17 protein-coding genes are annotated in these 23,625 nt (G+C 64.0%); 14 read left to right on the top strand and 3 right to left on the bottom strand.

Annotation, left to right across the window (positions count from 1 at the left end; translation table 11 throughout):
* The first annotated feature begins 81 nt into the window (after positions 1-81).
* Positions 82-1,305: an MFS transporter gene (locus tag CLU92_RS11925; RefSeq protein ID WP_180338502.1), complete on the top strand. Its 1,224-nt coding sequence runs from the start codon at positions 82-84 to the stop codon at positions 1,303-1,305.
* A 9-nt stretch (positions 1,306-1,314) separates the two neighbouring features.
* Here the strand turns inward: CLU92_RS11925 and CLU92_RS11920 are convergent, their stop codons facing one another.
* Complete coding sequence (locus CLU92_RS11920) at positions 1,315-2,202, bottom strand: DMT family transporter (protein WP_101482070.1); 888 nt, start codon at positions 2,200-2,202, stop codon at positions 1,315-1,317.
* A 77-nt stretch (positions 2,203-2,279) separates the two neighbouring features.
* Here CLU92_RS11920 and CLU92_RS11915 point away from each other — a divergent pair, with 77 nt between their 5' ends.
* Positions 2,280-2,777 carry an Lrp/AsnC family transcriptional regulator gene (locus tag CLU92_RS11915; RefSeq protein WP_101482069.1) on the top strand — a complete coding sequence of 166 codons (498 nt, stop codon included), beginning with the start codon at positions 2,280-2,282 and terminating at the stop codon, positions 2,775-2,777.
* A 16-nt stretch (positions 2,778-2,793) separates the two neighbouring features.
* Positions 2,794-3,615, top strand: a complete 822-nt coding sequence (locus CLU92_RS11910; protein ID WP_101482068.1) for an APH(3') family aminoglycoside O-phosphotransferase — start codon at positions 2,794-2,796, stop codon at positions 3,613-3,615.
* Between the two features lie 44 nt (positions 3,616-3,659).
* Here CLU92_RS11910 and CLU92_RS11905 read toward each other — a convergent pair whose 3' ends face one another.
* Positions 3,660-4,202, bottom strand: a complete 543-nt coding sequence (locus CLU92_RS11905; protein ID WP_101482067.1) for a hypothetical protein — start codon at positions 4,200-4,202, stop codon at positions 3,660-3,662.
* A gap of 99 nt (positions 4,203-4,301) precedes the next feature.
* Between CLU92_RS11905 and CLU92_RS11900 the strand changes: the two genes are divergently transcribed.
* Positions 4,302-4,685, top strand: a complete 384-nt coding sequence (locus CLU92_RS11900) for a glutaredoxin domain-containing protein (protein WP_101482066.1) — start codon at positions 4,302-4,304, stop codon at positions 4,683-4,685.
* A gap of 20 nt (positions 4,686-4,705) precedes the next feature.
* On the opposite strand, the gene CLU92_RS11895 is transcribed toward CLU92_RS11900, so the two are convergent.
* A complete protein-coding gene (locus CLU92_RS11895) occupies positions 4,706-4,942 on the bottom strand; it encodes a DUF3820 family protein (protein WP_071076391.1) in 237 nt (78 codons plus the stop codon).
* A 144-nt stretch (positions 4,943-5,086) separates the two neighbouring features.
* Between CLU92_RS11895 and CLU92_RS11890 the strand changes: the two genes are divergently transcribed.
* From CLU92_RS11890 to CLU92_RS11845, 10 genes are all read left to right on the top strand, one after another.
* Entirely contained in the window at positions 5,087-6,298 is a 1,212-nt protein-coding gene (locus CLU92_RS11890; RefSeq protein ID WP_101482065.1) for an MFS transporter, read from the top strand.
* 138 nt (positions 6,299-6,436) lie between these two features.
* Positions 6,437-8,443 carry a PhoX family phosphatase gene (locus CLU92_RS11885; protein ID WP_101482064.1) on the top strand — a complete coding sequence of 669 codons (2,007 nt, stop codon included), beginning with the start codon at positions 6,437-6,439 and terminating at the stop codon, positions 8,441-8,443.
* A 175-nt stretch (positions 8,444-8,618) separates the two neighbouring features.
* On the top strand, positions 8,619-9,836 hold the full coding sequence (locus tag CLU92_RS11880) for a YeeE/YedE family protein (RefSeq protein WP_101482063.1): 1,218 nt from the start codon (positions 8,619-8,621) through the stop codon (positions 9,834-9,836).
* A gap of 69 nt (positions 9,837-9,905) precedes the next feature.
* Entirely contained in the window at positions 9,906-11,369 is a 1,464-nt protein-coding gene (locus CLU92_RS11875; protein ID WP_101482062.1) for a sodium:solute symporter, read from the top strand.
* Between the two features lie 89 nt (positions 11,370-11,458).
* Positions 11,459-13,333: a signal peptide peptidase SppA gene (gene sppA, locus CLU92_RS11870; protein WP_101482061.1), complete on the top strand. Its 1,875-nt coding sequence runs from the start codon at positions 11,459-11,461 to the stop codon at positions 13,331-13,333.
* A 75-nt stretch (positions 13,334-13,408) separates the two neighbouring features.
* Positions 13,409-13,948, top strand: coding sequence for a GNAT family N-acetyltransferase (locus tag CLU92_RS11865; RefSeq protein ID WP_101482060.1), 540 nt, complete (start codon positions 13,409-13,411; stop codon positions 13,946-13,948).
* A gap of 428 nt (positions 13,949-14,376) precedes the next feature.
* Positions 14,377-15,756 (top strand): efflux RND transporter periplasmic adaptor subunit, encoded by a 1,380-nt coding sequence (locus tag CLU92_RS11860; protein ID WP_101482059.1) that lies wholly within the window; start codon positions 14,377-14,379, stop codon positions 15,754-15,756.
* Positions 15,753-18,872: an efflux RND transporter permease subunit gene (locus CLU92_RS11855; protein ID WP_101482058.1), complete on the top strand. Its 3,120-nt coding sequence runs from the start codon at positions 15,753-15,755 to the stop codon at positions 18,870-18,872. The genes CLU92_RS11860 and CLU92_RS11855 overlap by 4 nt, the downstream gene beginning before the upstream one ends.
* The gene (locus CLU92_RS11850) at positions 18,869-22,129 is read left to right on the top strand and encodes an efflux RND transporter permease subunit (protein ID WP_101482057.1); all 3,261 of its coding nucleotides are present in this window, start codon (positions 18,869-18,871) and stop codon (positions 22,127-22,129) included. The genes CLU92_RS11855 and CLU92_RS11850 overlap by 4 nt, the downstream gene beginning before the upstream one ends.
* Complete coding sequence (locus tag CLU92_RS11845) at positions 22,126-23,547, top strand: efflux transporter outer membrane subunit (RefSeq protein ID WP_180338501.1); 1,422 nt, start codon at positions 22,126-22,128, stop codon at positions 23,545-23,547. The genes CLU92_RS11850 and CLU92_RS11845 overlap by 4 nt, the downstream gene beginning before the upstream one ends.
* The last annotated feature ends 78 nt before the right edge of the window (positions 23,548-23,625 follow it).

The following is a 23,625-nucleotide window of genomic DNA, read 5'->3' as shown; positions in this document are numbered from 1 at the left end:
TAAGTGCTTCCATTATGAGAGTCTATATCAAAAGTATTTGTCTCGGTACACTGGCTGGCTTGAACCATTGTTGGAGCCATCATGACCACCGCAAGCCCTGTTTCCACTTCAGCCAGCAAGATGCCGCCCGGCGTGCTGGCGCTGGCCGTCGGCGCCTTTGCCATCGGCGTCACCGAATTCATCGTCGTGGGCATATTGCCCACCATTGCGAAGGATTTGCATATTTCCATCGAATCGGCCGGCTCGCTGGTGAGCCTGTATGCGCTGGCCCTGGCCATTGGTACGCCGCTGCTGGTATTGCTGATGTCGCGCCTGCCGCGCAAGGCTGCCTTGCTGGGCCTGATGAGCGTTTTCCTGGCCGGCAACCTGCTGGCCGCCTTTTCCCACACGTTTGAACTGTTGCTGGCAGGACGGGTTATCACTGCCGTGGCGCACGGCACCTTCTTTGCCATCGGCGCCACCGTGGCCGCCAGCCTGGTGACGAAGGCGCAGGCGGGCAGGGCGATTTCCGTGATGTTTGCGGGCCTGACCCTGGCGATGGTGATCGGCGTGCCCTTCGGCAGTTTCCTTGGCAATTTGATGGGCTGGCGCTTGCCCTTCTTTGCCGTCGTAGTGCTCGCTGCCGTGGGCCTGGGCGCCATGGCGCGCTGGCTGCCGGCAGGCTTGCAGCAGGGCAAAGGTGGCAAGGCCATGACGCAGCTGGCGGCCCTCGGCAGCGGTCCTATCCTGACCATGATGGCCGTGACGACGTTCGGCTTCGGCAGCAGCTTTGCCGCATTCACCTTCATCACGCCCATCCTGACCGATGTCACGGGCTTTTCCGCCACCATGGCCAGCGCCTTGCTGATCGTGTTCGGCATCGCTACCTTTGCTGGCAACCTGGCGGGCGGCTACCTGACGAGCCACCTGGGCTGGCAAAAGGCTTTGCGCCTGATGCTGCTGTTGCTGGCCGCCACGCAAGTGGGCGTGGCGTTGAGCATCAGTTCGCCATGGATGATGACGGTGATGTTGTTTGTCTGGGGCGTGTTCGCCTTCGGCCTGTCGCCCGCCCTGCAGGCGGGCATGCTGGCCACGGCCGAGCGCTATACGCCGCAAGCCGTCGATTTCGCCTCGGGCCTGAACATTTCCGCGTTTAACCTGGGCATTTCCTTCGGCTCCATGCTCGGTGCCTTAATGGTCTCGCGCCAGCTGATGGCGTCGTCGCCGTGGGCCGGCGTGGCTGCCGCCTTGCTCGCCCTGCTGCCGCTGGCTTGGCTGGCGCGCCGCAACCTGGCCGTCCACGTGGCGGGGGCAGCCGGGCATTAAGGGTACGGTTCAGGTATGCACGGCGGCGGCCGGCGCCCGTTTCTGGCGCTGCGCCATATAGGAACTGCCCATGGAGGCGGCCATGATCATGGCGATGGCCAGCCATTGCGGTGCATCCAGCCGTTCATCGAGCAGGATGAAGGCCAGCATGGCGGCCACGGCCGGTTCCATGCTGCTCATGATGCCGAAGGCCTGCGGTGTCAGCCGCTTCAGGGCCACCATTTCCAGCGAGATCGGTATTGCGCTGGAAATCAAGGCCACGCCCAGGCCCACGCCCAGCACGACGGGCGAGAGCAGGGCGGCGCCGCTGTGCGCCACGCCCACGGGCACCACCACCAGCGCTGCCATGGCCAGGCCCAGGGCGACGGAATGGCCCGCGTGCAAATGGCTGGCGCGCTTGCCGAAGATAATATAGGTGGCCCAGCAGACGGCGGCCCCCAAGGCGAACAGCACGCCTGTGGGATCGAGCTTGCTGACGTCGTGGCCGAGCGGCAGCAGCAGCGCCAGTCCCGCCACGGCCAAAGCTACCCAGACGAAGTCGAGCGGGCGGCGCGAGGCCAGCAGCGCGACGGCCAGCGGGCCGGAAAACTCGATCGCCACGGCGATGCCGAAGGGGATCGTGCGCAGGGACATATAGAAACACAGGTTCGTCAAGCCCAGCGCCGCGCCGTAGAGGGCCACCGTGCGCAGGTCGGCGCGGCTCAGCTGCCAGCGCCACGGACGCCAGAACAGTAGTAGAAGCAAGGCGGAGAAGCCCACGCGTACGGCCGTCGTGCCCTGTGCACCCACTAGTGGGAACAGGCTGTGCTTGGCCCATGAAGTGCCCAGTCCCAGGCAGGTGACGGAGCCGAGGATGGCCAGCAGGGGAATCAGGGAGGAATAGCGGCGTAATGGCATGGGGATAAAAGGCTTGATATCGGAATAGCGAAAGTTTATTGTGTCTGCTCCGATATTTGCACTGCATTTTGACCTCCATGACGCAACTTTCGCTCACGCCTTCCCTTGCCCTCGATGCCCTCGATGCCTTCGACCTGGCGATCCTGGATATTTTGCAGCGCGATAACACGACCTCGCAGCGCGAAATCGCCCAGACCGTGCACCTGTCCGCACCGGCCGTGCAGCGGCGCATCCGACGCCTGCGCGAGAGCGGCGTGATCCGCAACGAGGTGGCCGTGCTCGACGCGAGCCGCCTGGGCCGCCCCCTGATCTTGACGGTGGAAGTGCATTTGCACGACGAGCATCCGCAGCGCACGGCGGGCATGCGCGCGCGCATCATGGCCGAGCCTGCCATACAGCAGTGTTACGGCATCACGGGCGAGGCCGATTACCTGCTGATCATTACCGCCAGCAGCATGGCCGAATACGAGGCACTGACGGAGCGTTTGTTCGGCGGCGACGACAATATCCGGCGCTACCGCACCTCGGTGGCACTGACCTGCCTCAAGATGGGCTTGCACGTTCCGCTGGGATAGGGCAAAGGCCAGACAGATGAGCATATCCAAAAGCCGGCAAGTCGCCATGACGGCAGCCATGCCCGCCAGCCTGCGCGCCGCCGTGGCTGCTTCTCTGTGGACGCGCGACAGCGCCGGTGAGTCGGGCGCTGCCGTCTACCGCCTGCAGGGCCGGGATGGTGGGCCGGACCTGTACCTGAAACACGGCGGGGGGGCGGCGGCCGCCGACATTGCCCATGAAATGGCGCGGCTGCGCTGGCTGGCGCAGTACCTGCCTGTGCCGGCCGTGGTCCAGTTCGCCCGCGTGGCAGCCCCGGACCAGGCATGGCTGCTGATGACGGCCATGCCTGGCATAAGGGCGTCCGCGGTGCTAAAAGCGAGCCCTCAGCTGAGGCCCGCCGTGGTCGACGCGCTGGCGGCCTTTTTGCGCCGCCTGCACGCGCTGCCCGTGAGCGACTGCCCGATCGATGCTGGCTCTGCCGTTCGGCTGGCCCAGGCGCGCCAGCGCATTGATGCAGGCCTGGTTGATGCCGACGATTTCGATGCCGGCCGGGAAGGCTGGACGGCTGAGCAGGTGTGGGCGGCGCTGCAGGACTGCCTGCCGATTACGCCAGAACTGGTCGTTACGCATGGCGATTTCTCGCCGGAGAATATCCTGATGCAGGAAGGTGCCATTAGCGGCTGTATCGACGTGGGACGGGCCGGCATTGCCGACCGCTACCAGGACCTGGCCATCGTCTGGCGTGCTCTCGGAGAGTTGGACGCCGCGCTGCAGCAAAGGTTTGTTGAGCAATATGGGCTCCTTGATATCGATCAAGGCAAACTGCAATTTCATTTGCTGCTCGACGAGCTGTTCTGAATAGGGGTCGGCGAGCAGCTGCAGGCCATCATGGCGGCGGCAGCTTACGGCTCTTCGCGCTCGGCATCGCGTTGGCGGCAGCTCAATGACGCGTAATGGCCCTTGGGCATCCTGGTCTTGATGGCCACCTCGCTCAGCTTATGTTGAACATTGACGGGGTCGGTCAAGGTGCAGCGCTGGGTGCGGGCAAACGCTTGCAGTTTCTGCGTGTTGCCGCGCACCTTTACCGTCACGCCAACGCCGGGGCTGGCGCAGCAGCCGATGTATTGCGTGATGTATTCTTCCTCGATCAGCACCAGTTCATGTCCCATGAAGCTTGCCGGCTTCTTCAGCAGGTAGTAATCGGTGTAATCGGCGCGCTGGTCGGGGTGCTTGGGCAGGTAGCGTTCGCGCATGTAGGCCCGGATGGCCTTGCCGGAGGTGCCCACTCTGTCTGTCGTGCCCTTTTTCAGGTGCAGCGCATGGATCAGGCCCATTTCGAGCCCAGGATCGGCAGCGGCGAGGGCGCTGGTGCAACTGGCGGCGAGCAGAAGAGCGCCGAGCAGGCGGCGGGTGCGGCATTGCGGTATGGAAGTGATTCCTTGCATATATTCCACGCGAAGAGGGGAAGAGGCGCAGTGTAGCCCACGCCAGCCTGTATGCGTGGCACAATGCGTGATCCGCATGCCACTCACCCCAGGACTTTCATGACCCGCGCCATCCTCGACGAAGCACAGATCCATCCCGCCGCCCGCCCTTTGATCGGCAGCAAACATATGGACATTGTGCGCGAAGTGCAGGCTGCCATTGCCGCGCACCAGGTGGTCGTCGTCGGCATGGCGCTCAATCCGTTTCCGCGCAAGGCGCGCAAGATCCTCGACGTGCTGGGTACGCCCTACCAGTACCTGCAATACGGCAGTTATCTGAACCAGTGGCACCGCCGCAATGCCTTGAAAATGTGGACGGGCTGGCCAACTTTCCCCATGGTCTTTGTCAACGGCGTGCTCATCGGTGGCGCCAGCGAGCTGCAAAAGCTGGTGGAAAATGGCGAGTTCAGCGCCATGCTGGCGAAGAAGGTGCGCCAGTTTTAAGACCCGCCTTACGACTCTACTTACTCGCCCGGCCGCCATGGCGATTTGCGCGTGCGCAAGGGGTCGAGCAAGCCACGCAAATCGTTGTGATCGAGCTCGTACATCAGCGCGATTAAACTGCCCAGTTCTCCAGAGGGGAAGCCCTCGCGCGCGAACCAGCCCAGGTAGTGTCCCGGCAAGTCGGCCAGCAGCCGCCCCTGATATTTCCCATATGGCATTTCGCGCGTGACCAGCAGCGCCAGTTTTTCTGAATTCATGCAACAGCTCCGGTTTCGATCGGGCCAGTGTAGCAGATCCATTGATTGTTGATTGCCGCGCAATTATCTTCTGCCTGAGCAGGTATTTTTCGCCACAAAGAAAACCCCGATACTGCATGACTACATCTTTTATCGGAGTTTGTCATGCCCATTGCCTTGCTCGCGCTGACCCTCAGCGCATTTGCCATCGGAACCACCGAGTTTGTCATTGTCGGGCTGTTGCCCACCATCGCCGCGGACCTGGGCGTCAACCTGCCATCGGCCGGCCTGCTGGTCAGCCTGTATGCGCTGGGCGTCGCCGTCGGCGCGCCTGTGCTGACTGCCCTGACGGGCAAGATCCCCCGCAAGACCCTGCTGCTGTCGCTGATGGTCTTGTTCACCCTGGGTAACTTGCTGGCCTGGAAGTCGCCCGGCTATGAAACCCTGGTCATCGCCCGCATCCTGACGGGGCTGGCGCACGGCGTGTTCTTTTCCATCGGTTCGACTATCGCCACCTCTCTGGTGCCGAAGGACAAGGCGGCCAGCGCGATCGCCATCATGTTTACGGGCTTGACCGTGGCCCTGGTGACGGGCGTGCCGCTGGGCACCTTCATCGGCCAGCATTTTGGCTGGCGTGAAACTTTCCTCGCCGTCTCGGCCCTGGGACTGGTGGCCTTTGTCGGCAGCCTGTTGTACGTGCCATCGACCATCGCCCACAGCAAGCCTGCTTCCTTGCTGCAGCAAGTGCAGGTGCTGGGCCAGCCGCGCCTGCTGCTGGTGTACGCCATGACGGCCGTCGGCTATGGCGGCTCCTTCATCGCTTTCACCTATCTGGCGCCGATCCTGCAGCAAGTATCGGGTTTCAGCGCCGGCGCCGTGGGCGCGGTGATGCTCGTGTATGGCGTTTCCGTGGCCTTCGGCAATATCTGGGGCGGCAAGCTAGCCGACAAGAAGGGCCCCGTGCGTGCCCTGAAACTGATCTTTTTGCTGCTGGCAGCCGTCTTGCTGCTGTTGACCTTCACGGCGCCGCATCCCGTGCTCGTTGTCATCACCGTGCTGCTGTGGGGCGCCGTGGCCTTCGGTAACGTGGCCGGTTTGCAAGTGTATGTGGTGCAGCAAGCCGAGCACTTCACGCCACGCGCCGTGGACGTGGCCTCGGGCCTGAATATCGCCGCCTTCAACCTGGGCATCGCCGGCGGCGCCTGGGGCGGCGGTCTGATCGTGGAACACCTGGGCCTCGTGCACACGGGCTGGATCGGCGCCCTCGTCGTGCTCGGTGCATTTGGCTTGACGGCCCTGAGCGGCCGCCTGGATCGATTGAACCCTATCCCCGTGCGGGCTGCCGGCGAAAAATCGATGCATGCGACAGGCCATTGAAACCCTGAGTGCCCGCTTGCCCTTACTTCCCGGAACAGTTTGCCTGTAATCAAGCTGAAATATTTGTCGTTTATGCTCCGGCCTCGTATTCAAGCTGGTCTGTCCCACGATATTTATTTATAACGGAAGAAACAAAAAATGTCGAATTTCGTCCCTGAGTCCTCACGTCGCCGCCTGTTGCAACTGTTTGCCGGTGCACCCATGCTGCCTTTGGCCGGCTTGACCGGTGTCAGCGCCTTTCTGTCCGGTTGTGGCGGTAGTTCGAATAACGACGTGCCGCCGGTGACCACGCCAGGCACAGGCACCCCGGCTGCGACCTTTACCACGGCAGAATTCACCGGCATGGCGGCGCCACTGGCGAGCGCGCCTGCCGCGCTGGCCACAACCACCGTCGGCTCCAAGCTCAAGGTCAATTTCAGCGATGGCAGCAGCAACAGCTACAACCTGGCGTACCAACCTTTCTTCCTGACCGGCGACCGTGTGCCTGATGGCAAGGGCGGAACGGTGATTGCGGGCGGCTACTTCGACATCAGGAACCAGCCTATCATCGACAGCTCGGTGCCGGGCAAGGAACGCCAGTTCTTCTCGGACTCGCCAGACGGCAGCTCGATGCTGACGGTGGCCAACGCCACCGTGACCGGCGTCAAGGGCAAGCCTGTGTTTGCCGTCGTGCAGTTTGAATATAACTCGCTCAACCAGGCCGGCGCATCCACCTACGGCACGCTGCCGTCGCCGATCGCCGTGCTGACCCTGGATCAGGACCAGACCACCGGCAAGTTGTCGCTGGTGAAATACCACAATGTCGATACTTCGTCCGTCAAAGGCCTGTGGATTACCTGCGGCGCCAGCCTGTCGCCTTGGAACACCCATTTGTCGAGCGAAGAGTATGAACCCGATGCCTTCGACCAAGGCCTGGGTGGCCAGACCCTGGCCGTGCTCAAGGAATTCAGCAAGAACGTCTTTGGCGATACGACTACCGCCAATGCGTATGACTACGGCCACCTGCCGGAAGTGTCGGTAAACCCGGACGGCACCGGCAGCATCAAGAAGCACTACTGCCTGGGCCGCTACTCGCGCGAACTGGTGCAGGTGATGCCAGACCAGCGCACCATCCTGGGCGGTGACGACTATACGAATGGCGGGCTGTTCATGTTTGTGGCCGACAAGATCGCCGACCTGGCGGCAGGCGGCACCCTGTACGTCGCCAAATACACCACCCAGCTGACCGAGACCACCACCGGCAAGCTGCAATGGGTCAAGCTGGGCCATGCGACGCACGCCGAGATCAAGGCGCTGGTCGACGGTGGCATCAAGGCCACCGACATCATGGATTCGACCTTGGTCGATCCGTCCGATGCCAGCTACACGAAGATCGTCCTGAACAAGAAAACCGCCTGGGTCAGAGTCAAGGCTGGCCAGGAAAAAGCCGCCGCTTTTCTGGAAACCCACCGGTACGCCGCCCTCAAGGGTGGCAGCATGGCATTTACCAAGAACGAAGGCACGACGGTCAACGCCAAGGACAAGATTGCCTACTCGGCGTATGCCAACATCCAGGACTCGATGGTCGAAGGCGGTGCGGGCTACGTGGCCGGCAACAACGTCAAGTTCAAGAAACTGGTGGCGGGCGGCGTTGTGTCGCACAAGCTGGCGGGCGGACAGAAGGATGACACCGGCGCGGCGATCGACAGCGAATGGGTGCCGAGCGAATCGACCCTGCTGATCGCAGGTGAGGACATCGCGGCCGATGGCCTGGGCAATACCGCCAACCCGGCCAAGATTGCCAGTCCCGACAACTTGAAATTCTCAGAAAAACTGCGCACCCTGTTCATCGGCGAGGACAGCGGCAACCACCTGAACAACTTCCTGTGGGCGTACAACGTCGATACCAGGAAGCTGGAACGTTTGCTGTCCTGCCCGGCCGGCGCGGAATCGACCGGTCTGCATGCGGTCGATGAGATCAATGGCTGGACCTATGTGATGAGCAACTTCCAGCATCCGGGTGATGAGTGGAACCGCTTCCCCGGCCTGCCATCGGCGCTGAAGGATCAGATCAACATCATCATCAACACCAACTACAACAGCAAGGCCAGCGGCGCTGTCGGCTATCTGACGGCGGAACTGACGCAGGTGAAACTGTCGAAATGATGCGCGCCGTCCGATAAGGGCTGCAGGTACGCAGGGCAGGGGGGCAGGCCTTCCTTGCCGGCGTGCCGCCCGCCATCTTTGCATTGCTGGTGGGGCAGCAAGGCAAGCTAACTTGCTGGCAGAAAACAGCAAAACGGGGGAAAATGGCGCTTCCCTTCCTTTAGCGTTCCCTACCATGTCCGATACTGCAGCTTCATCGCTACGCCTGCGCACCGATATCAATCCGAAACCGCTGGGCGTTGCGCTTGTGCTCATCCTGCTGGGTGCGTGGTATCTGGCGCACACCGTGGGCATCAACCAGGCCGCGCTGTATGTGGTGGGCGCCTTGCTCGGCATCACCCTGTATCACGCAGCCTTCGGTTTCACGTCCGCCTGGCGCGTTTTCATTGCCGATGGCCGCGGCGACGGCTTGCGCGCGCAAATGCTGATGCTGGCCGTGGGCGTGGCCCTGTTCTTCCCCGCGCTATCGGCCGGCACCCTGTTCGGCACGCCCGTCGCGGGCCTGGTTTCTCCCGCTGGCACCTCGGTGATCTTTGGCGCCTTCATCTTCGGTATCGGCATGCAGCTGGGCGGCGGTTGCGCCTCCGGCACCCTGTACACGGTCGGTGGCGGCAGCACGCGCATGCTTGTCACCCTGGCTGCCTTCATTGTCGGCTCCGTGATCGGCACGGCGCACATGCCATTCTGGACCTCGCTGCCGCAACTCAAGCCCATTTCCCTCGTCACGACCCTGGGCCTGGTACCGGCACTGGCGCTGAACTGGATCGTTTTCGCGCTGATCGCAGGCATCACGGTCCTCGTTGAAAAGCGTCGCCACGGCAAGCTCGTCGCGACACCGCTGCGCCCGGCGCAGTCGTCGCCCTGGCTGCACGGCCCGTGGCCGCTGGTGGCGGGCGCCGTGGCGCTCGTCGTGCTGAACTTCGCCACCCTGGCGCTGTCGGGCAAGCCGTGGGGCGTGACGTCCGCGTTCGCCCTGTGGGGCGCGAAAGCCGCATCCGTGGTCGGCATTGACACGGCCAGCTGGGCTTACTGGTCCACCAAGGCCAACGCGGCCGCCCTGGCCGCGCCGCTGACGCAAGACAAGACGTCCGTGATGGACATCGGCATCGTGCTGGGCGCCATGCTGGCCGCCGCGCTGGCGGGCCGCTATGCGCCCGTGTGGCGCATCCCGCGTCGCTCGATCATCGCCGCCGTCGTGGGCGGCTTGCTGCTCGGCTACGGCGCGCGCCTGGCCTACGGCTGTAATATCGGCGCGTATTTCAGCGGTATCGTCTCGGGCAGCCTGCACGGCTGGCTGTGGCTGGTGTGCGCCTTCGTCGGCAATGTCGTCGGCACGCGCTTGCGCCCGTGGTTCGGCCTGGAAGTGGAGCGCGTGAAACCGACCGGCTGCTGAGACCGGCGTAAATAGGGGCTTTGCTGTATATTTCTGCCCCTGTTCCACTTTGCCGCCAGCGCAACGCCCATGTCGCCCACCATCCTTTTTGCCGTCGTCCTCGCCTATTTCCTGATCCTGCTGGGCGTGGCGTGGCGCACCTCGCGCCACGCCACCAACGACAGTTTTTTCATCGGCAACAAGGATAGCAACTGGATGCTGGTGGCCTTCGGCATGGTGGGCACCACGCTCACGGGTGTCACTTTCATCAGCGTGCCGGGCGCCGTGGGGAGCAATGGTTTCGGCTACGTCCAGCTGATGATCGGCTATGTACTGGGCTACCTTGCCATCACGTTTATTCTGCTGCCGCTGTACTACCGGCTGCAGCTGACCTCCATTTACCGTTACCTGGAGCTGCGCCTGGGCCGGCGTTCCTACCAGAGCGGGGCGGCGTTCTTTATTCTTTCGCGCCTGCTGGGCGCCACAGCGCGGCTGTATCTGGTGGTCAATATCCTGCAGGCAACGATACTCGACAGCCTGGGCGTGCCATTCTGGCTGACGGCCGGTGTCGTGCTGCTGCTGATCTTGCTCTACACGTATGAAGGTGGCGTGAAAACCATCGTCTGGACCGATACCCTGCAAACGGCGTGCATGCTGGCAGGCCTCGTCATCTGCAGCATATTCCTGCTGCGCGAGATGGACCTGTCCCTCGTCGACAGCCTGGAACACATGCGCGCGCAGGGACTCACGCGCATGTTCAATGTGGACCCCGACAGCCCCGCGTATGTGTGGAAGCACATTCTCGCCGGCATGTTCATCACGATTGCCATGACGGGCATGGACCAGGAAATGATGCAAAAGAACATCTCCGTGCGCACCTTGCGCGATTCGCAAAAGAATATGCTCAGCCTGACCGTCGTGCTGACGGGCGTGCTGCTGCTGTTTCTCTTCCTCGGCGGCTTGCTGCACCTGTATGCGCCGCTGGCGGGCGTGACGGCCACGGGCGATAAACTGTTCCCCGCCGTGGTGCTCGGGCACTTCCCCGCCGTGGTGCAGCTGATTTTCTTCATCGCCCTCATTTCCGCCCTGTTTCCCAGCGTGGACGGGGCGCTCACTGCCTTGACGTCGACTTTTTGCATCGACATCCTGGGCCTGCAGCGCAGGACGGATTTGACCCCGGTGGCGCAGATGCGCTGGCGCCGCCGCGTCCACCTGGGCTTTTCCGCACTGTTCCTGATCCTGATCATTGCCTTCAAGTGGATCGATAGTCCCAGCATGATAGGCGTGATCCTGAAGCTGGCCAGCTATACCTATGGGCCGCTGCTGGGCCTGTTCGCCTTCGGCTTGCTGAGCCGGCGCGACGTGCGCGACCGTTGGGTGCCGCTGGTGGCCATCGCCGGGCCATTGCTGTGCGCCCTGATCGAAGGGGAGCAGGCGCGGCTGTTCGAGCATTACCGCATCGGCCTGGAATTGCTGATATTGAATGGTGCCCTGGTGCTGGGGGGGCTGTTTCTCATTTCCATGCCGTCAGGGCGGGGAGGCAAGAGCGCGTAATATTGTCAAAATAAGACGAATCCTACGACGATTCCGGCCGTTTTCAGCTATATTGATTTCCTTTAGGCATATCACCTCACGGAGCATCAATGTCACTGAACCCCTTCCCGCCGCTGCGCCGCGGCTTTGGCGCATTCTGGCGCGCGCTGGACGCCACCCGCCGCGCAGTCATCAATCTGATTTTCCTGCTGATCGTCATCGCCATCCTGATCGCCATCTTTGGCGGCGGCGCCAAGCCCCTGGCGGAAAAGACCACCCTGGTGCTGGACTTGCAAGGGCCGCTGGTCGAGGAAACCCCGGGCGGCGTGCGCGAGGCGGTGCTGGCCAATGTCAGCGGCGAAGTCAAGAAAAGCGTGCAGTTGCGCGATGTACTGGCGGTGCTCGACACGGCGGCCAAGGACAAGAACATCGGCTCCATGGTGATCCTGCTCGACGAGTTGCAAGGCGGCGGTCTCGCTTCGCTGCGCGAAGTGGCGGCCGGCGTGGAACGCTTCCGCGCCACGGGCAAGAAAGTCACGGCCTGGGGTTCGAGCTACAACCAGCGCCAGTACCTGGTGGCTGCCAAGGCCGACGAGGTGTATCTGCACCCGATGGGCGGCGTCATGCTGGAAGGCTTTGGCCGCTACCGTAATTACTACCGCGACGCGCTCGACAAAGTGGGCGTGACGGTCAACCTGCTGAAAGTGGGCACGTATAAAAGCGCGGCCGAGCCTTTCATCGCCAACGGCCCGTCCGAAGCGGCGGCCGAAGCGGACCGCTACCTGAACAACGGTTTGTGGACCACCTATACGTCGGACGTGGAAAAGGCGCGCAAGCTGCCGGCCGGCGCCATCATGCAATCGATCGACAATCTGCCTGCCTTGATGACGGCGGCTGGCGGCGACCTGGGCAAGCTTTCGCTGGATGCCAAGCTGGTCGACGGCCTGAAAACGCGCGATGAACTGCGCCAGTTCATGATGGCGCGCGGCGCCAAAAATACGGAAGGCACGAACTTCCGCCAGATCAATTACACGGATTACCTGGCGCGCCTGCGCCCCGTGCACATCGGCGACGCCGTCGGCGTGGTCATCGCTTCCGGTGAAATCGGCGACGGCATCGCGCCACCGGGCGCCATCGGCGGCCTGTCCACCTCGCGTTTGATCCGCCAGGCGCGCGAAGACAAATCGATCAAGGCTATCGTGCTGCGCGTCGATTCGCCGGGCGGCAGCGCCTTCGGCTCGGAACTGATCCGCCGCGAACTGGAACTGACGCGCGCCGCCGGCAAGCCGGTGGTCGTCTCGATGGGCAACGTGGCCGCTTCGGGCGGCTACTGGATCAGCACCTCATCCGATGAAGTGATCGCCGACGCAGCCACCATCACCGGTTCCATCGGCGTGTTCGCGATTTTGCCGACGGCCGACAAGGTAGTGGAAAAGCTGGGCATCCACACGGCAGGTTCGCCCACCACCTGGCTGGCCGACGCGGGCAACCCCCTGCGTCCGCTCGACCCCCGTTTTGCGCAAGTGATCCAGGGCTCGATCAACCACGTGTATGGCGATTTCCTGAACCTGGCCGCGAAGGCGCGCAAGACCACGCCTGAAAAGATCAATGAAGTGGCGCAGGGCCGCGTCTGGACGGGCTTGCAGGCGAAAGAACGCAACCTGGTCGACCGTATCGGCAGCTATGGCGATGCGCTGGCCTCGGCCGCCAAGCGCGCCAAGCTGGGCAGCGACTACCGCGTGACCTACCTGGAGCAGGAAACGTCGAACGTGGACCGTTTGATCGGCATGTTCGGCTCCAAGGCCATGGCCACACTGGGGCTGGGCGAGCACGTGAAACTGGGCCTGGCCAGCACGGGCCTGCCGGCCGACGCGGCGCTGGGCATGGCGCAGGACCTGAGCTGGCTGTCGGGCATCACGCGCGAGCACAAACCATTCATGGCCCTCACGCACTGCTTGTGCGAGGTGCCTCTGGGCGGCAAGTAACATCCACATAAACTGCATACCCAAGCCGGCTTCGTCCGGCTTGTTTCATATCAGGAGCGATGCATGGCAAACGACATGAGTACACACACTGACACGGCGATCGCCATCCGCCCATGCGTGCAGGGCGATGAACAGGCGCTGGCGCTTGTGGGGCAGGCCACCTTCCTGGAAGCGTTCGCCGGTATCCTCGATGGCGCCGACGTCATCGCCCATTGCCAGCGCCAGCACGACGCGCAGCTGTACCGCGACTGGCTGGCGCTGCCGGCCATGCGTTTGTGGCTGGCCGAAGCCAGGCCCGGCGGCGCGCCCGTGGGCTATCTGGTGCTCAGTCCCGCCAGCTTGCCAGTGGCCGACCCGCATCCGCAAGATCTGGAAATCAAGCGCATCTACCTGCTGCACCGCTTCCAGGGCCAGCGCGTGGGACAGCGTTTGATGCAGGCGGCGCTGAGCCAGGCGCGCGCCAGCGGCGCAGGGCGCGTGCTGCTGGGCGTTTACGCGGAAAACCACGATGCGCTGGCGTTTTATGCGCGCTGCGGCTTTGCGCAAGTGGGCCGGCGCACTTTCCGCGTGGGCCGCACCGACTATCAGGATGTCATCCTCGGCTTGACCTTGTAAATCGAGGTAAAGAGTTTCCGTCGCCCGAGCAGCCGTATGGCGCCAGGTCAAGGCCGATGGCGGGAGATTTGTAGCGATTTTGTATCTGCATGCGAGGCGCTCGCGCACGGCTGGCGTCGCAGCGCGACGCCCCGCAAGCCTGATTTTTCCGACGTTCCCCCACAGCGGCGGCACCTCAGCCGGTCCTCCTGATCCTCCCATGCCAGTCTGGCTGTGTGTAATTGTTTCAAGTAGAAATGAAACAGAAACATGACTATGCTAGAGTCGTTTCACGCCAGGGAGCGATGTTTTTTCAGCTGACTTTCAGCTCTTGACTCCCCCGGCTGTGTACCGAAACAACCCCGAAAAACGGTCGTCCGGCCTGAGTGTGTCCCACCTCGGCCGGCGCCACAGACTCGCCGTGCCAGCGGCCTATACAAGGATAAGCGATGGATTCGCAGACAACACCCAACACCCCGCGGCGCAGCCGCCGTTCGAAAATCGTCGGCAGTGTCATTGCGCTGGCCGTCATGGCTGCGTTGGGGGGCGGTGCCTGGTACCTGACCCACTCCGGCACCAGTGCCCAGGGCGGCCCCGGCATGGGCGGACCCGGCGGGCCAGGTGGTCCTGGTGGCCCCGGTGGCGGGCGCCGTGGCGCGCCCTCGACCACCGTGGGCGTGGCCACTTCCGTGAAATCGGACCTGCCCGTGGTGCTCGATGCGCTGGGCACCGTGACGGCGGCGTCCACCGTGACGGTGCGCCCGCAAGTATCGGGCATCCTGAAGGAATTGAAATTCAAGGAAGGCGGCATGGTCAAGGCGGGCCAGGTGGTGGCGCAAATCGATCCTGCCCAGTTCGAGATGGCGCTGATGCAGGCCACGGGCCAGCGCCAGCGCGATGAAGCGCAGCTGGAAAACGCGCGCCTGACACTGAAGCGCTATCAAACCCTGCTGGGCCAGGACTCCATCGCGCGCCAGGACGTCGATACGCAGGCCGCCCTGGTCAAGCAGCTGGAAGGCACGGTGATGACGGACCGCGCCGCAGAAGGCACTGCCAGACTCAACCTGGGTTATACCAAGGTGGTGTCGCCGATCAGCGGCCGCGCGGGCCTGAAGGTGGTCGATATCGGCAACCTGGTCAATACCAGCGACGCGGGCGGCGTGGTGGTGGTGACGCAGCTGTCGCCCATCGACGTGCAGTTTTCCGTGCCACAGGATAAGGTGCAGACCATCCAGGAGCGCCTGAATGCCGGCTCGGCCCTGCCGGCGCTGGCGCTGGACCGCACGCGCACGCATACCCTGGACAAGGGCAGCTTGAGTGCGCTCGATAACCAGGTCGATGTGCAGACGGGTACCGTGCGTGCCAAGGCCCGCTACACGAATGACAAGATGGCCCTGTTCCCCAGCCAGTTCGTCAACGTGCGCCTGGAGTTGGGCAATATCACGGGCGCCGTGCTGGTACCCGTCACGGCCCTGCGTCACAGCAATAATGGCGACTTCGTATATGTGCTGAAAGCGGATAAAACCGTCACCGTGCGCATGGTCACGCGCGGCCAGGCCACCACCGACATGGTGGAAATCCGCGCCGGCCTGGAAGCGGGAGAGCAAGTCATCACGGAAGGCGCCGACCGCCTGAAGGAAGGCGCGAAAGTCACCCTGGCTGGCGACAAGCCGGCCGGCGCGCGCGGTGCAACTGGCGCGAACGGCGAACGCCGCCACCGTCGCCAGCAGGCTGACGGCGCGGCCAGTGCATCGGCTTCCGCATCCGTACCGGCCAGTGCGCCAGCCGCAGCGCCAGCCACCGCGCCGGCGAAGGGCGCAGCGCAATGAGTCCATCGACTCCCTTCATCAAGCGCCCCGTCGCCACGGCGCTGCTGATGCTGGCCATCGTGCTGGCGGGGCTGGTCGGCTTCAAGTTCCTGCCGCTGGCCGCCTTGCCGCAAGTGGACTTCCCCACCATCCAGGTGCAGACCCTGTACCCGGGCGCCAGTCCCGAAGTCATGGGGCAGACCGTCACGGCGCCGTTGGAGCGCCAGTTCGGGCAGATGTCTGGCCTGCAGCGCATGAGTTCCACCAGCGCGGCCGGCGTCTCCATCATCACCCTGCAATTCACCCTGGGCCAGACCCTGGACGTGGCCGAGCAGGAAGTGCAGGCGGCCATCAACGCGGGCGGTTCCCTGCTGCCTACCGACTTGCCGGCGCCGCCCGTGTACGCCAAGATCAATCCGGCCGACGCGCCCGTGCTGACACTGGCGATTACCTCGGACACGATGCCGCTGACGCAGGTGCAAAACATCGTCAACACGCGTTTGGCGCTGAAGATCAGCCAGGTCAATGGCGTGGGCCTGGTGTCGCTGTCGGGCGGCCAGCGTCCCGCCGTGCGCATCCAGGGCGACACCAAATTGCTGGCGTCGTATGGCCTGGGCCTCGACAGCCTGCGCACGGCCATCGCGGGAGCCAACGTCAACAGCGCCAAGGGCAGTTTCGACGGCCCCACGCGCTCGTTTACCATCAATGCGAATGATCAACTGGTGACGGCGGAAGACTACAAGCGCCTGATCATCACCTACAAGAATGGCGCGCCCGTGCGCCTGCTTGATGTGGCCAATGTGGTCGACAGTGCGGAAAACACGCGCCTGGGCGCCTGGTCGGGCAAACAGCCGGCCATCATCCTGAACGTGCAGCGTCAGCCCGGCGCCAACGTCATCAAGACGGTCGACGCCATCAAGGCACTGCTGCCCGACCTGCAGGCCAGCCTGCCGGCGGCCATGAAGCTCGACGTGCTGAGCGACCGCACCACGGGCATTCGCGCCTCCGTCGAACACGTGGAGATGGAGTTGCTGCTGTCCGTGCTGCTGGTGGTGCTGGTGATTTTCGCCTTCCTGCACAGCATGCGCGCCACCGTGATCGCCAGCCTGTCCGTGCCGATCTCGCTGATCGGCGCCTGCGGCGTCATGTATCTGCTCGGCTACAGCCTGAATAACTTGTCCCTGATGGCGCTGACCATTGCCACCGGCTTTGTCGTCGATGACGCCATCGTCATGATCGAAAACATCGCCCGCTACATCGAAGAGGGCGAAACGCCGATGGCCGCCGCCCTGAAGGGCGCGTCGCAGATCGGCTTTACCATCATCTCGCTGACGGTGTCCTTGATCGCCGTGCTCATTCCGCTGTTGTTCATGGGCGACGTGGTGGGCCGTTTGTTCCGCGAATTTGCCATGACCCTGGCCATCACGATCCTGATTTCCGCCGTCGTCTCGCTCACCCTGGTGCCGATGATGTCGGCGCGCTGGTTGAAAAGCCATGCCGATGAAAAAGTCAGCGCCACGGGCCAGCGCATCCAGGCTTTCCTCGACCGCGTGATCGTCCAGTACGACCATGCGCTGGTGTGGGTCTTGAAACGCCAGGGACTGACCTTGCTGGTGGCCCTGGCCACCTTGCTGTTGACGGTGATTTTGTACATCACCATCCCGAAAGGCCTGTTCCCCACGCAGGATACAGGGCAGCTGCAGGCGCGCATCGAAACCTCGCAAGCCGTGTCGTACGAACGCATGGCCACCTTGCAGCAGGCGGCGGCCAGCGCGCTGCTGGAGGACCCCGATGTCGATACCCTGAGTTCCCTGGTGGGCGTCGATGCAGCCAACAATACCATGCTGCACACGGGTAGCATGCTGATCAACCTGAAGCGCTCTCGCAGCGGCAAGCAGGACGACATCATGGAGCGCCTGCGCAACCGTGTCGCCAAGGTGGCCGGCGTGACCCTGTATCTGCAGCCGACGCAAGATTTGACCATCGATGCGGAATCGGGGCCGACGCAATACCGCGTCTCGCTCGAAGGGGCCGACACGGCCACCGTCACCGAGTGGGCCGGCAAGCTGGCGGCCCGCATGCGCGAAAAATCGCAGCTGCGCAATGTGGTCACGGACGCGGGCGCCACGGGCGCCGCCGTCGTGGTGGCCATCGACCGCGACAGCGCCGCACGCATGTCCGTCACTACGGCCACTGTCGACGACGCGCTGTACAACGCTTTCGGCCAGCGCATCATCTCGACCATTTTTACGGAAACCAACCAGTACCGCGTGATCCTCGAAGCGCAGCCCGGCATTGTCACCACGCCGGCCGGCCTGTCGGAACTGCAGGTGCGCACGGGTTCCGGCAAGTCGACGCCGCTGTCCGCCTTTGCCAGCGTCAGCGAAAAACAGGCGCCGCTGCAGATCACGCACGTGGCGCAATACCCGGCCACGACGCTGGGCTTTGATACGACGCAAGGCGTGGCGCTGGGCAGCGCCGTCGACGCCATCCGGCAGGCGGCCAAGGATATCGCCTTGCCGCCATCGGTGACCCTGACCTTCCTCGGTGCGGCCGGCGCGTATGAAAACTCGCTGTCGAACCAGCTGTGGCTGATCCTGGCCGCCGTCGTCTGCGTCTACATCGTGCTGGGCGTGCTGTACGAAAGCTACATCCACCCGCTGACGATTTTGTCGACCTTGCCGTCGGCCGGCGTGGGCGCCTTGCTGGCGCTGATGATTTCCGGGCAGGACCTGGGCGTGATCGGCATCATCGGCATCATTCTCCTGATCGGCATCGTCAAGAAGAACGCCATCATGATGATCGACTTCGCCATCGAGGCCGAACGCGATGAAGGCAAGAGCCCGCAGGAAGCCATCCACCAGGCGGCGCTGCTGCGTTTCCGCCCAATCCTGATGACCACCCTGGCAGCCCTGTTCGCGGCCGTGCCGCTGATGCTGGGCTGGGGCGAGGGCGCAGAGTTGCGCCGTCCGCTGGGCCTGGCCATCTTTGGCGGCCTGATTGTCAGCCAGGTGCTGACGCTGTTTACCACGCCCGTCATCTACCTGGGCTTCGACCGCCTGGGCCAGCGCTTTGCATCCAAAACGCGGGGCGTCAACCTGGACAAGCCAGCCGATAATGCGGGGAGCGCCGCGTGAACCTGTCCGAACCGTTCGTCAAGCGTCCCATCGCCACCGTGCTGCTGACCATCGGCATCGCGCTGGCGGGTGTCGGCGCCTTCTTCGTGCTGCCTGTCTCGCCGCTGCCGCAGGTCGATTATCCGACCATTTCCGTCAGCGCCAGCCTGCCCGGCGCCAGCCCCGCGACCATGGCCACCTCGGTGGCCACGCCGCTGGAGCGGCGCCTGGGCGTGATCTCCGGCGTGAACGAAATGACGTCGTCGTCGGGCACGGGTTCGGCGCGCATCAATTTGCAGTTTGACCTGAACCGGAAGATCGATTCGGCCGCGCGCGAAGTGCAGGCGGCCATTGCCGCTGCGCGCGTGGACTTGCCGGCCACTCTGCGCAGCAATCCCACCTACCGCAAGGCCAATCCATCCGACGCGCCCGTGATCATCCTGGCGCTGACGTCAAAAACGCGCACGCCGGGCCAGATCTACGATGCCGTGTCAAACCTGGTGCAGCAGAAAGTAGCGCAAGTCAAAGGCGTGGGCGACGTGGAACTGGGCGGCGGCTCGCTGCCGGCCGTGCGCGTGGAACTGCTGCCGTACCAGCTCAATCACTATGCCGTGTCGATGGAAGATGTGCGCGCGGCCATCCAGGCCACCAATGCCAACCGGCCCAAGGGGGCGATTTCCGGCGACGAGCGCAGCCTGCAGATTTATTCGGGCGCCAGCACGGCTTCGGGCGGGCGCAGCGCGGCCGACTACCGCAGCCTGGTGGTGGCCTGGCGCGATGGCGCCGCCATCCGCCTCGACGACGTGGCCGAAGTGGTCGACGGCGTGGAAAACACGAATACCCTTGGCCTGTTCAACGGCGACCCGGCCGTCATCGTGCTGATCACGCGCCAGCCTGGCGCCAACGTCATCGCCACGGTGGACGGCGTGCGCGCGCTGCTGCCGCAACTGCAGGCGCAGCTGCCCGGCGACATCAAGCTGCAAGTGGCATCCGACAGCACCAACTCCATCCGCTCGTCCCTGCACGAGATCGAATTCACCCTGATCCTGTCCATCGTGCTGGTGGTGCTGGTGGTCAGCGCCTTCCTGCGCAGCGTGCGCGCCACCATCATCCCCGCCGTGGCCACCATCGTCTCCCTGCTGGGCACCTTCGGCGTGATGTACATGCTGGGCTTCAGCCTGAATAACCTGTCCCTGATGGCACTCACGGTGGCCACGGGCTTTGTCGTCGACGATGCCATCGTGGTGCTGGAAAATACGCAGCGCCATATCGAGGCAGGCATGGACCGCTTCAAGGCGGCCCTGCTGGGCGCGCGCGAAGTGGGTTTCACGGTGCTGTCGATCAGCCTGTCGCTGGTGGCCGTCTTCATCCCGCTGCTGTTCATGGGCGGCCAGGTCGGGCGTTTGTTCCGTGAGTTTGCCGTGACCTTGTCGGCCGCCGTCATGATTTCGCTGGTCATTTCGCTGACCACCACGCCGATGATGTGCGCCTGGCTGCTGAAAAGCGGCGAGCAGCACAAGGCGCCGGGCGCGGTGGCCCGCTGGTTCGAACGTGGCTTCGAGCGCATGCTGAAAGTGTATGAGCATTGCCTGGACTGGGCCTTGTCCAGCGCCGCGCTGGTGATGACCATCCTGGTGTTCGTCGTCGGCCTGAACGTGTATCTGTTCGCGGCCGCGCCCAAGGGCTTCTTCCCGCAGCAGGATACGGGGCAGATCAACGGCGGCATGCGCGCCGACCAGAGCATCTCGTTCCAGGCCATGCAGGGCAAGCTGCGCCAGCTGGTCAACATCATCAAGGACGATCCTGCCGTCGCCACCGTCGTCGGCTTTACGGGCGGGGGCAGGGCAGGGGGCGGTTTCATGTTCATCGATCTGAAACCGGCCTCGCAGCGCACGGACAAGGGCCAGGCCGTGATCGCCCGTTTGCGTCCGCAGTTGGCCAAGGTGACGGGCATTTCGCTGTTCCTCAATCCCGTGCAGGACTTGCGCATGGGCGGGCGTTCCAGCAATTCGACCTACCAGTACACCCTGATCAGCGACAACCAGGCCGATTTGAAGAAATGGGCGGCGAAACTGGCCGACCAGATGAAGCTGCAGCCGGCCCTGATCGACGTCGATACGGACCAGGCGGAAAACGGCGTGGAAACCTTTGTCAGCATCGACAAGGACCGGGCCACGCAGCTGGGCGTGCAAGTCAAGGATATCGACAATGCGCTGTACAACAGCTTCGGCCAGCGCCAGGTGGCGACCATCTACGATGAGCTGAACCAGTACCACGTGATTATGGAAGTGGCGCCCCGCTACGCGCAAAGCCCGGAAGCGCTGCGCTCCGTGTATGTGCCGGCGTCGAATGCGGCGGCCGTCGCCGCGTTCACCGGCACCAGCGCCAGCACGACCACCTCTGCCGTCACCTCGGCGGTGACTGCCACCACCTCAAACACGACGGCGGCGCGCGATCCGTCCAGCGGCTCGGCATTGAGTACCACCCTGGCGACGATGGTGCCGCTGTCGTCGTTCAGCAGCTTTGCCGAAAGCTCGACGGCGACCTCCATCAATCACCAGGGCGGGGAGCTGGCCACCACCGTGTCGTTCAATCTCAGCGACGGCTATCCGCTCAGCGACGGCCAGGCCGCCGTGGCCCAGGCAGAGTCGGAGATCGGCATGCCGGTGAATGTGCGCGGCAGCTTCCAGGGTTCGGCGAAGAGTGCGCAGGACAGCAACAAGGAGCAGCCGCTGCTGATCCTGGCGGCCATCGTGGTGATTTACATCGTGCTGGGTATCCTGTACGAAAGCCTGATACATCCGATTACCGTGCTGTCGACTTTGCCGTCGGCGGGGGTGGGCGCCGTGCTGGCCTTGCTGCTGTTCCGCATGGAGTTTTCCATCATCGCCCTGATCGGCGTGTTTTTGTTGATCGGCATCGTCAAGAAAAATGCTATATTGATCATCGACTTCGCGCTGGAGGCCGAGCGTTCGCGCGGGCTGACAGCTGTGGAGGCGGTGCGCGAGGCATGTTTGCTGCGTTTCCGCCCCATTCTGATGACCACTCTGGCGGCGGCGCTTGGCGCCTTGCCGCTGGCGATCGGTTTCGGCGAGGGGTCAGAGCTACGCCAGCCCTTGGGGGTCGCCATCATCGGCGGCCTGATTGCCAGCCAGTTACTCACATTGCTGACCACCCCGGTGGTCTACATCCTGCTCGACAAGCTGCGCACGCGCAGTGCCGACGAGCAGCAATTGAGCCGCATTCCTGGGCCAGATAACCCGAGCACACAATCATGAAGCAAGTAAAACCTATCGTATCCACCGTTCCTGCCCGCCATTTGCTGGCAGTGGCCGCCGCTGCCCTGCTGGCCGGCTGCGCCGTCAGCCCCGCGTATGAAGTACCCACGGCCGCCGCGCCGCAAACGTTCAAGGAGGCGGCCGGCTGGCAAGCGGCCGTGCCGGCCGATACCCTGGAACGGGGTCCCTGGTGGACCCTGTTCGGCGACGCGCAATTGAACCAGCTGGCCGAAGGCATTGAAGTATCGAACCAGAACGTGGCCGAAGCCGTTGCCTCCTACGAGCAGGCGCGCGCTCTGGTGCGCGAACAGCGCGCCTCGCTGTTTCCTACCGTGAGCCTGACGGGCAGCGGCGCCCGCTCCGGCGGCGGGGGCGAGCAGCAGACGAACAATAATTTCAAGGCGGCCATCGGCGCCTCGTGGGAACCGGATATCTGGGGCCGCCTGCGCGCCGGCGTGACGGGGGCGGACGCCAGCGCCAGTGCCAGCGCGGCCGACCTGGCCGCCGCGCGCCTGTCGGCGCAGGGCGAGCTGGCCATCAATTATTTTTCGCTGCGCCAGAGCGATGCGCAGATCGCGCTGCTGAACGCCACCATCGCCGGCTACAAGCGCGTGCTCGACATCACCAGCAACCGTTTCAATTCCGGCATCGCCGCCAAGTCCGACCTGCTGCAGGCGCAGACGCAGCTGGCCAATGCGCAGATCGATCTGTCCAGCCAGGTGCGCGCGCGCGCCCAGCTCGAACATGCGATCGCCATCCTGCTGGGGAAAGCGCCGTCCGACTTCAGCCTGGCCGTTGCGCCGTGGACCCTGACCGTGCCCGAGGTGCCGCTGGGCGTGCCGTCGACCCTGCTGCAGCGCCGTCCCGACATCGCCGCCGCCGAGCGCAGGGTGGCCGTGGCCAACGAGCAGATCGGCATTGCCCGCTCCGCCTACTATCCGAGCCTGAACCTGACGGGTTCCTACGGATCCGGTGCCAGCCGTGTGGGCGACCTGTTCAATGCTTCGTCGAGCCTGTGGTCGCTGGGCGTGTCGGCCGCGCAAACCCTGTTCAACGCGGGCGCCACCACGGCCAGCGTGGATGCGGCCAAGGCGGGGCATGAGGCCGCCGTGGCACGCTACCGCCAGACGGTACTGGCAGCCTTTGGCGCCGTGGAAGACCAGTTGTCGGCCACGCGCGCGCTGGCCGAGCAGCTGGCCTTGCGCCAGCAGGCGTCGTCGGCCGCCGACCAGGTGGAGCAGCAAATGCTGAACCGCTACAACGCGGGCCAGGTCGGCTATACGGACGTGGTGACGGCGCAAGTGACGGCCCTGTCGGCGCGCCGTTCGCTGGTGCAGGCCCAGGCTGACCGGCAGACGACGGCCGTGGCCTTGATCCAGTCGCTGGGCGGCGGCTGGCATGTGCCGCAGACGCAGTAGGCGGCAGGCGGGCGCCGGTTAGCGCCCCGGGCCAAATTCGCGTTTTTACGCGCGGCTTGGGTGCTAAAATGCAAGATT

This window comes from Janthinobacterium sp. 61 (assembly GCF_002846335.1).
Taxonomy (GTDB): Bacteria; Pseudomonadota; Gammaproteobacteria; order Burkholderiales; family Burkholderiaceae_D; genus Janthinobacterium.
This window is presented reverse-complemented; position numbering and strand designations above follow the sequence as displayed.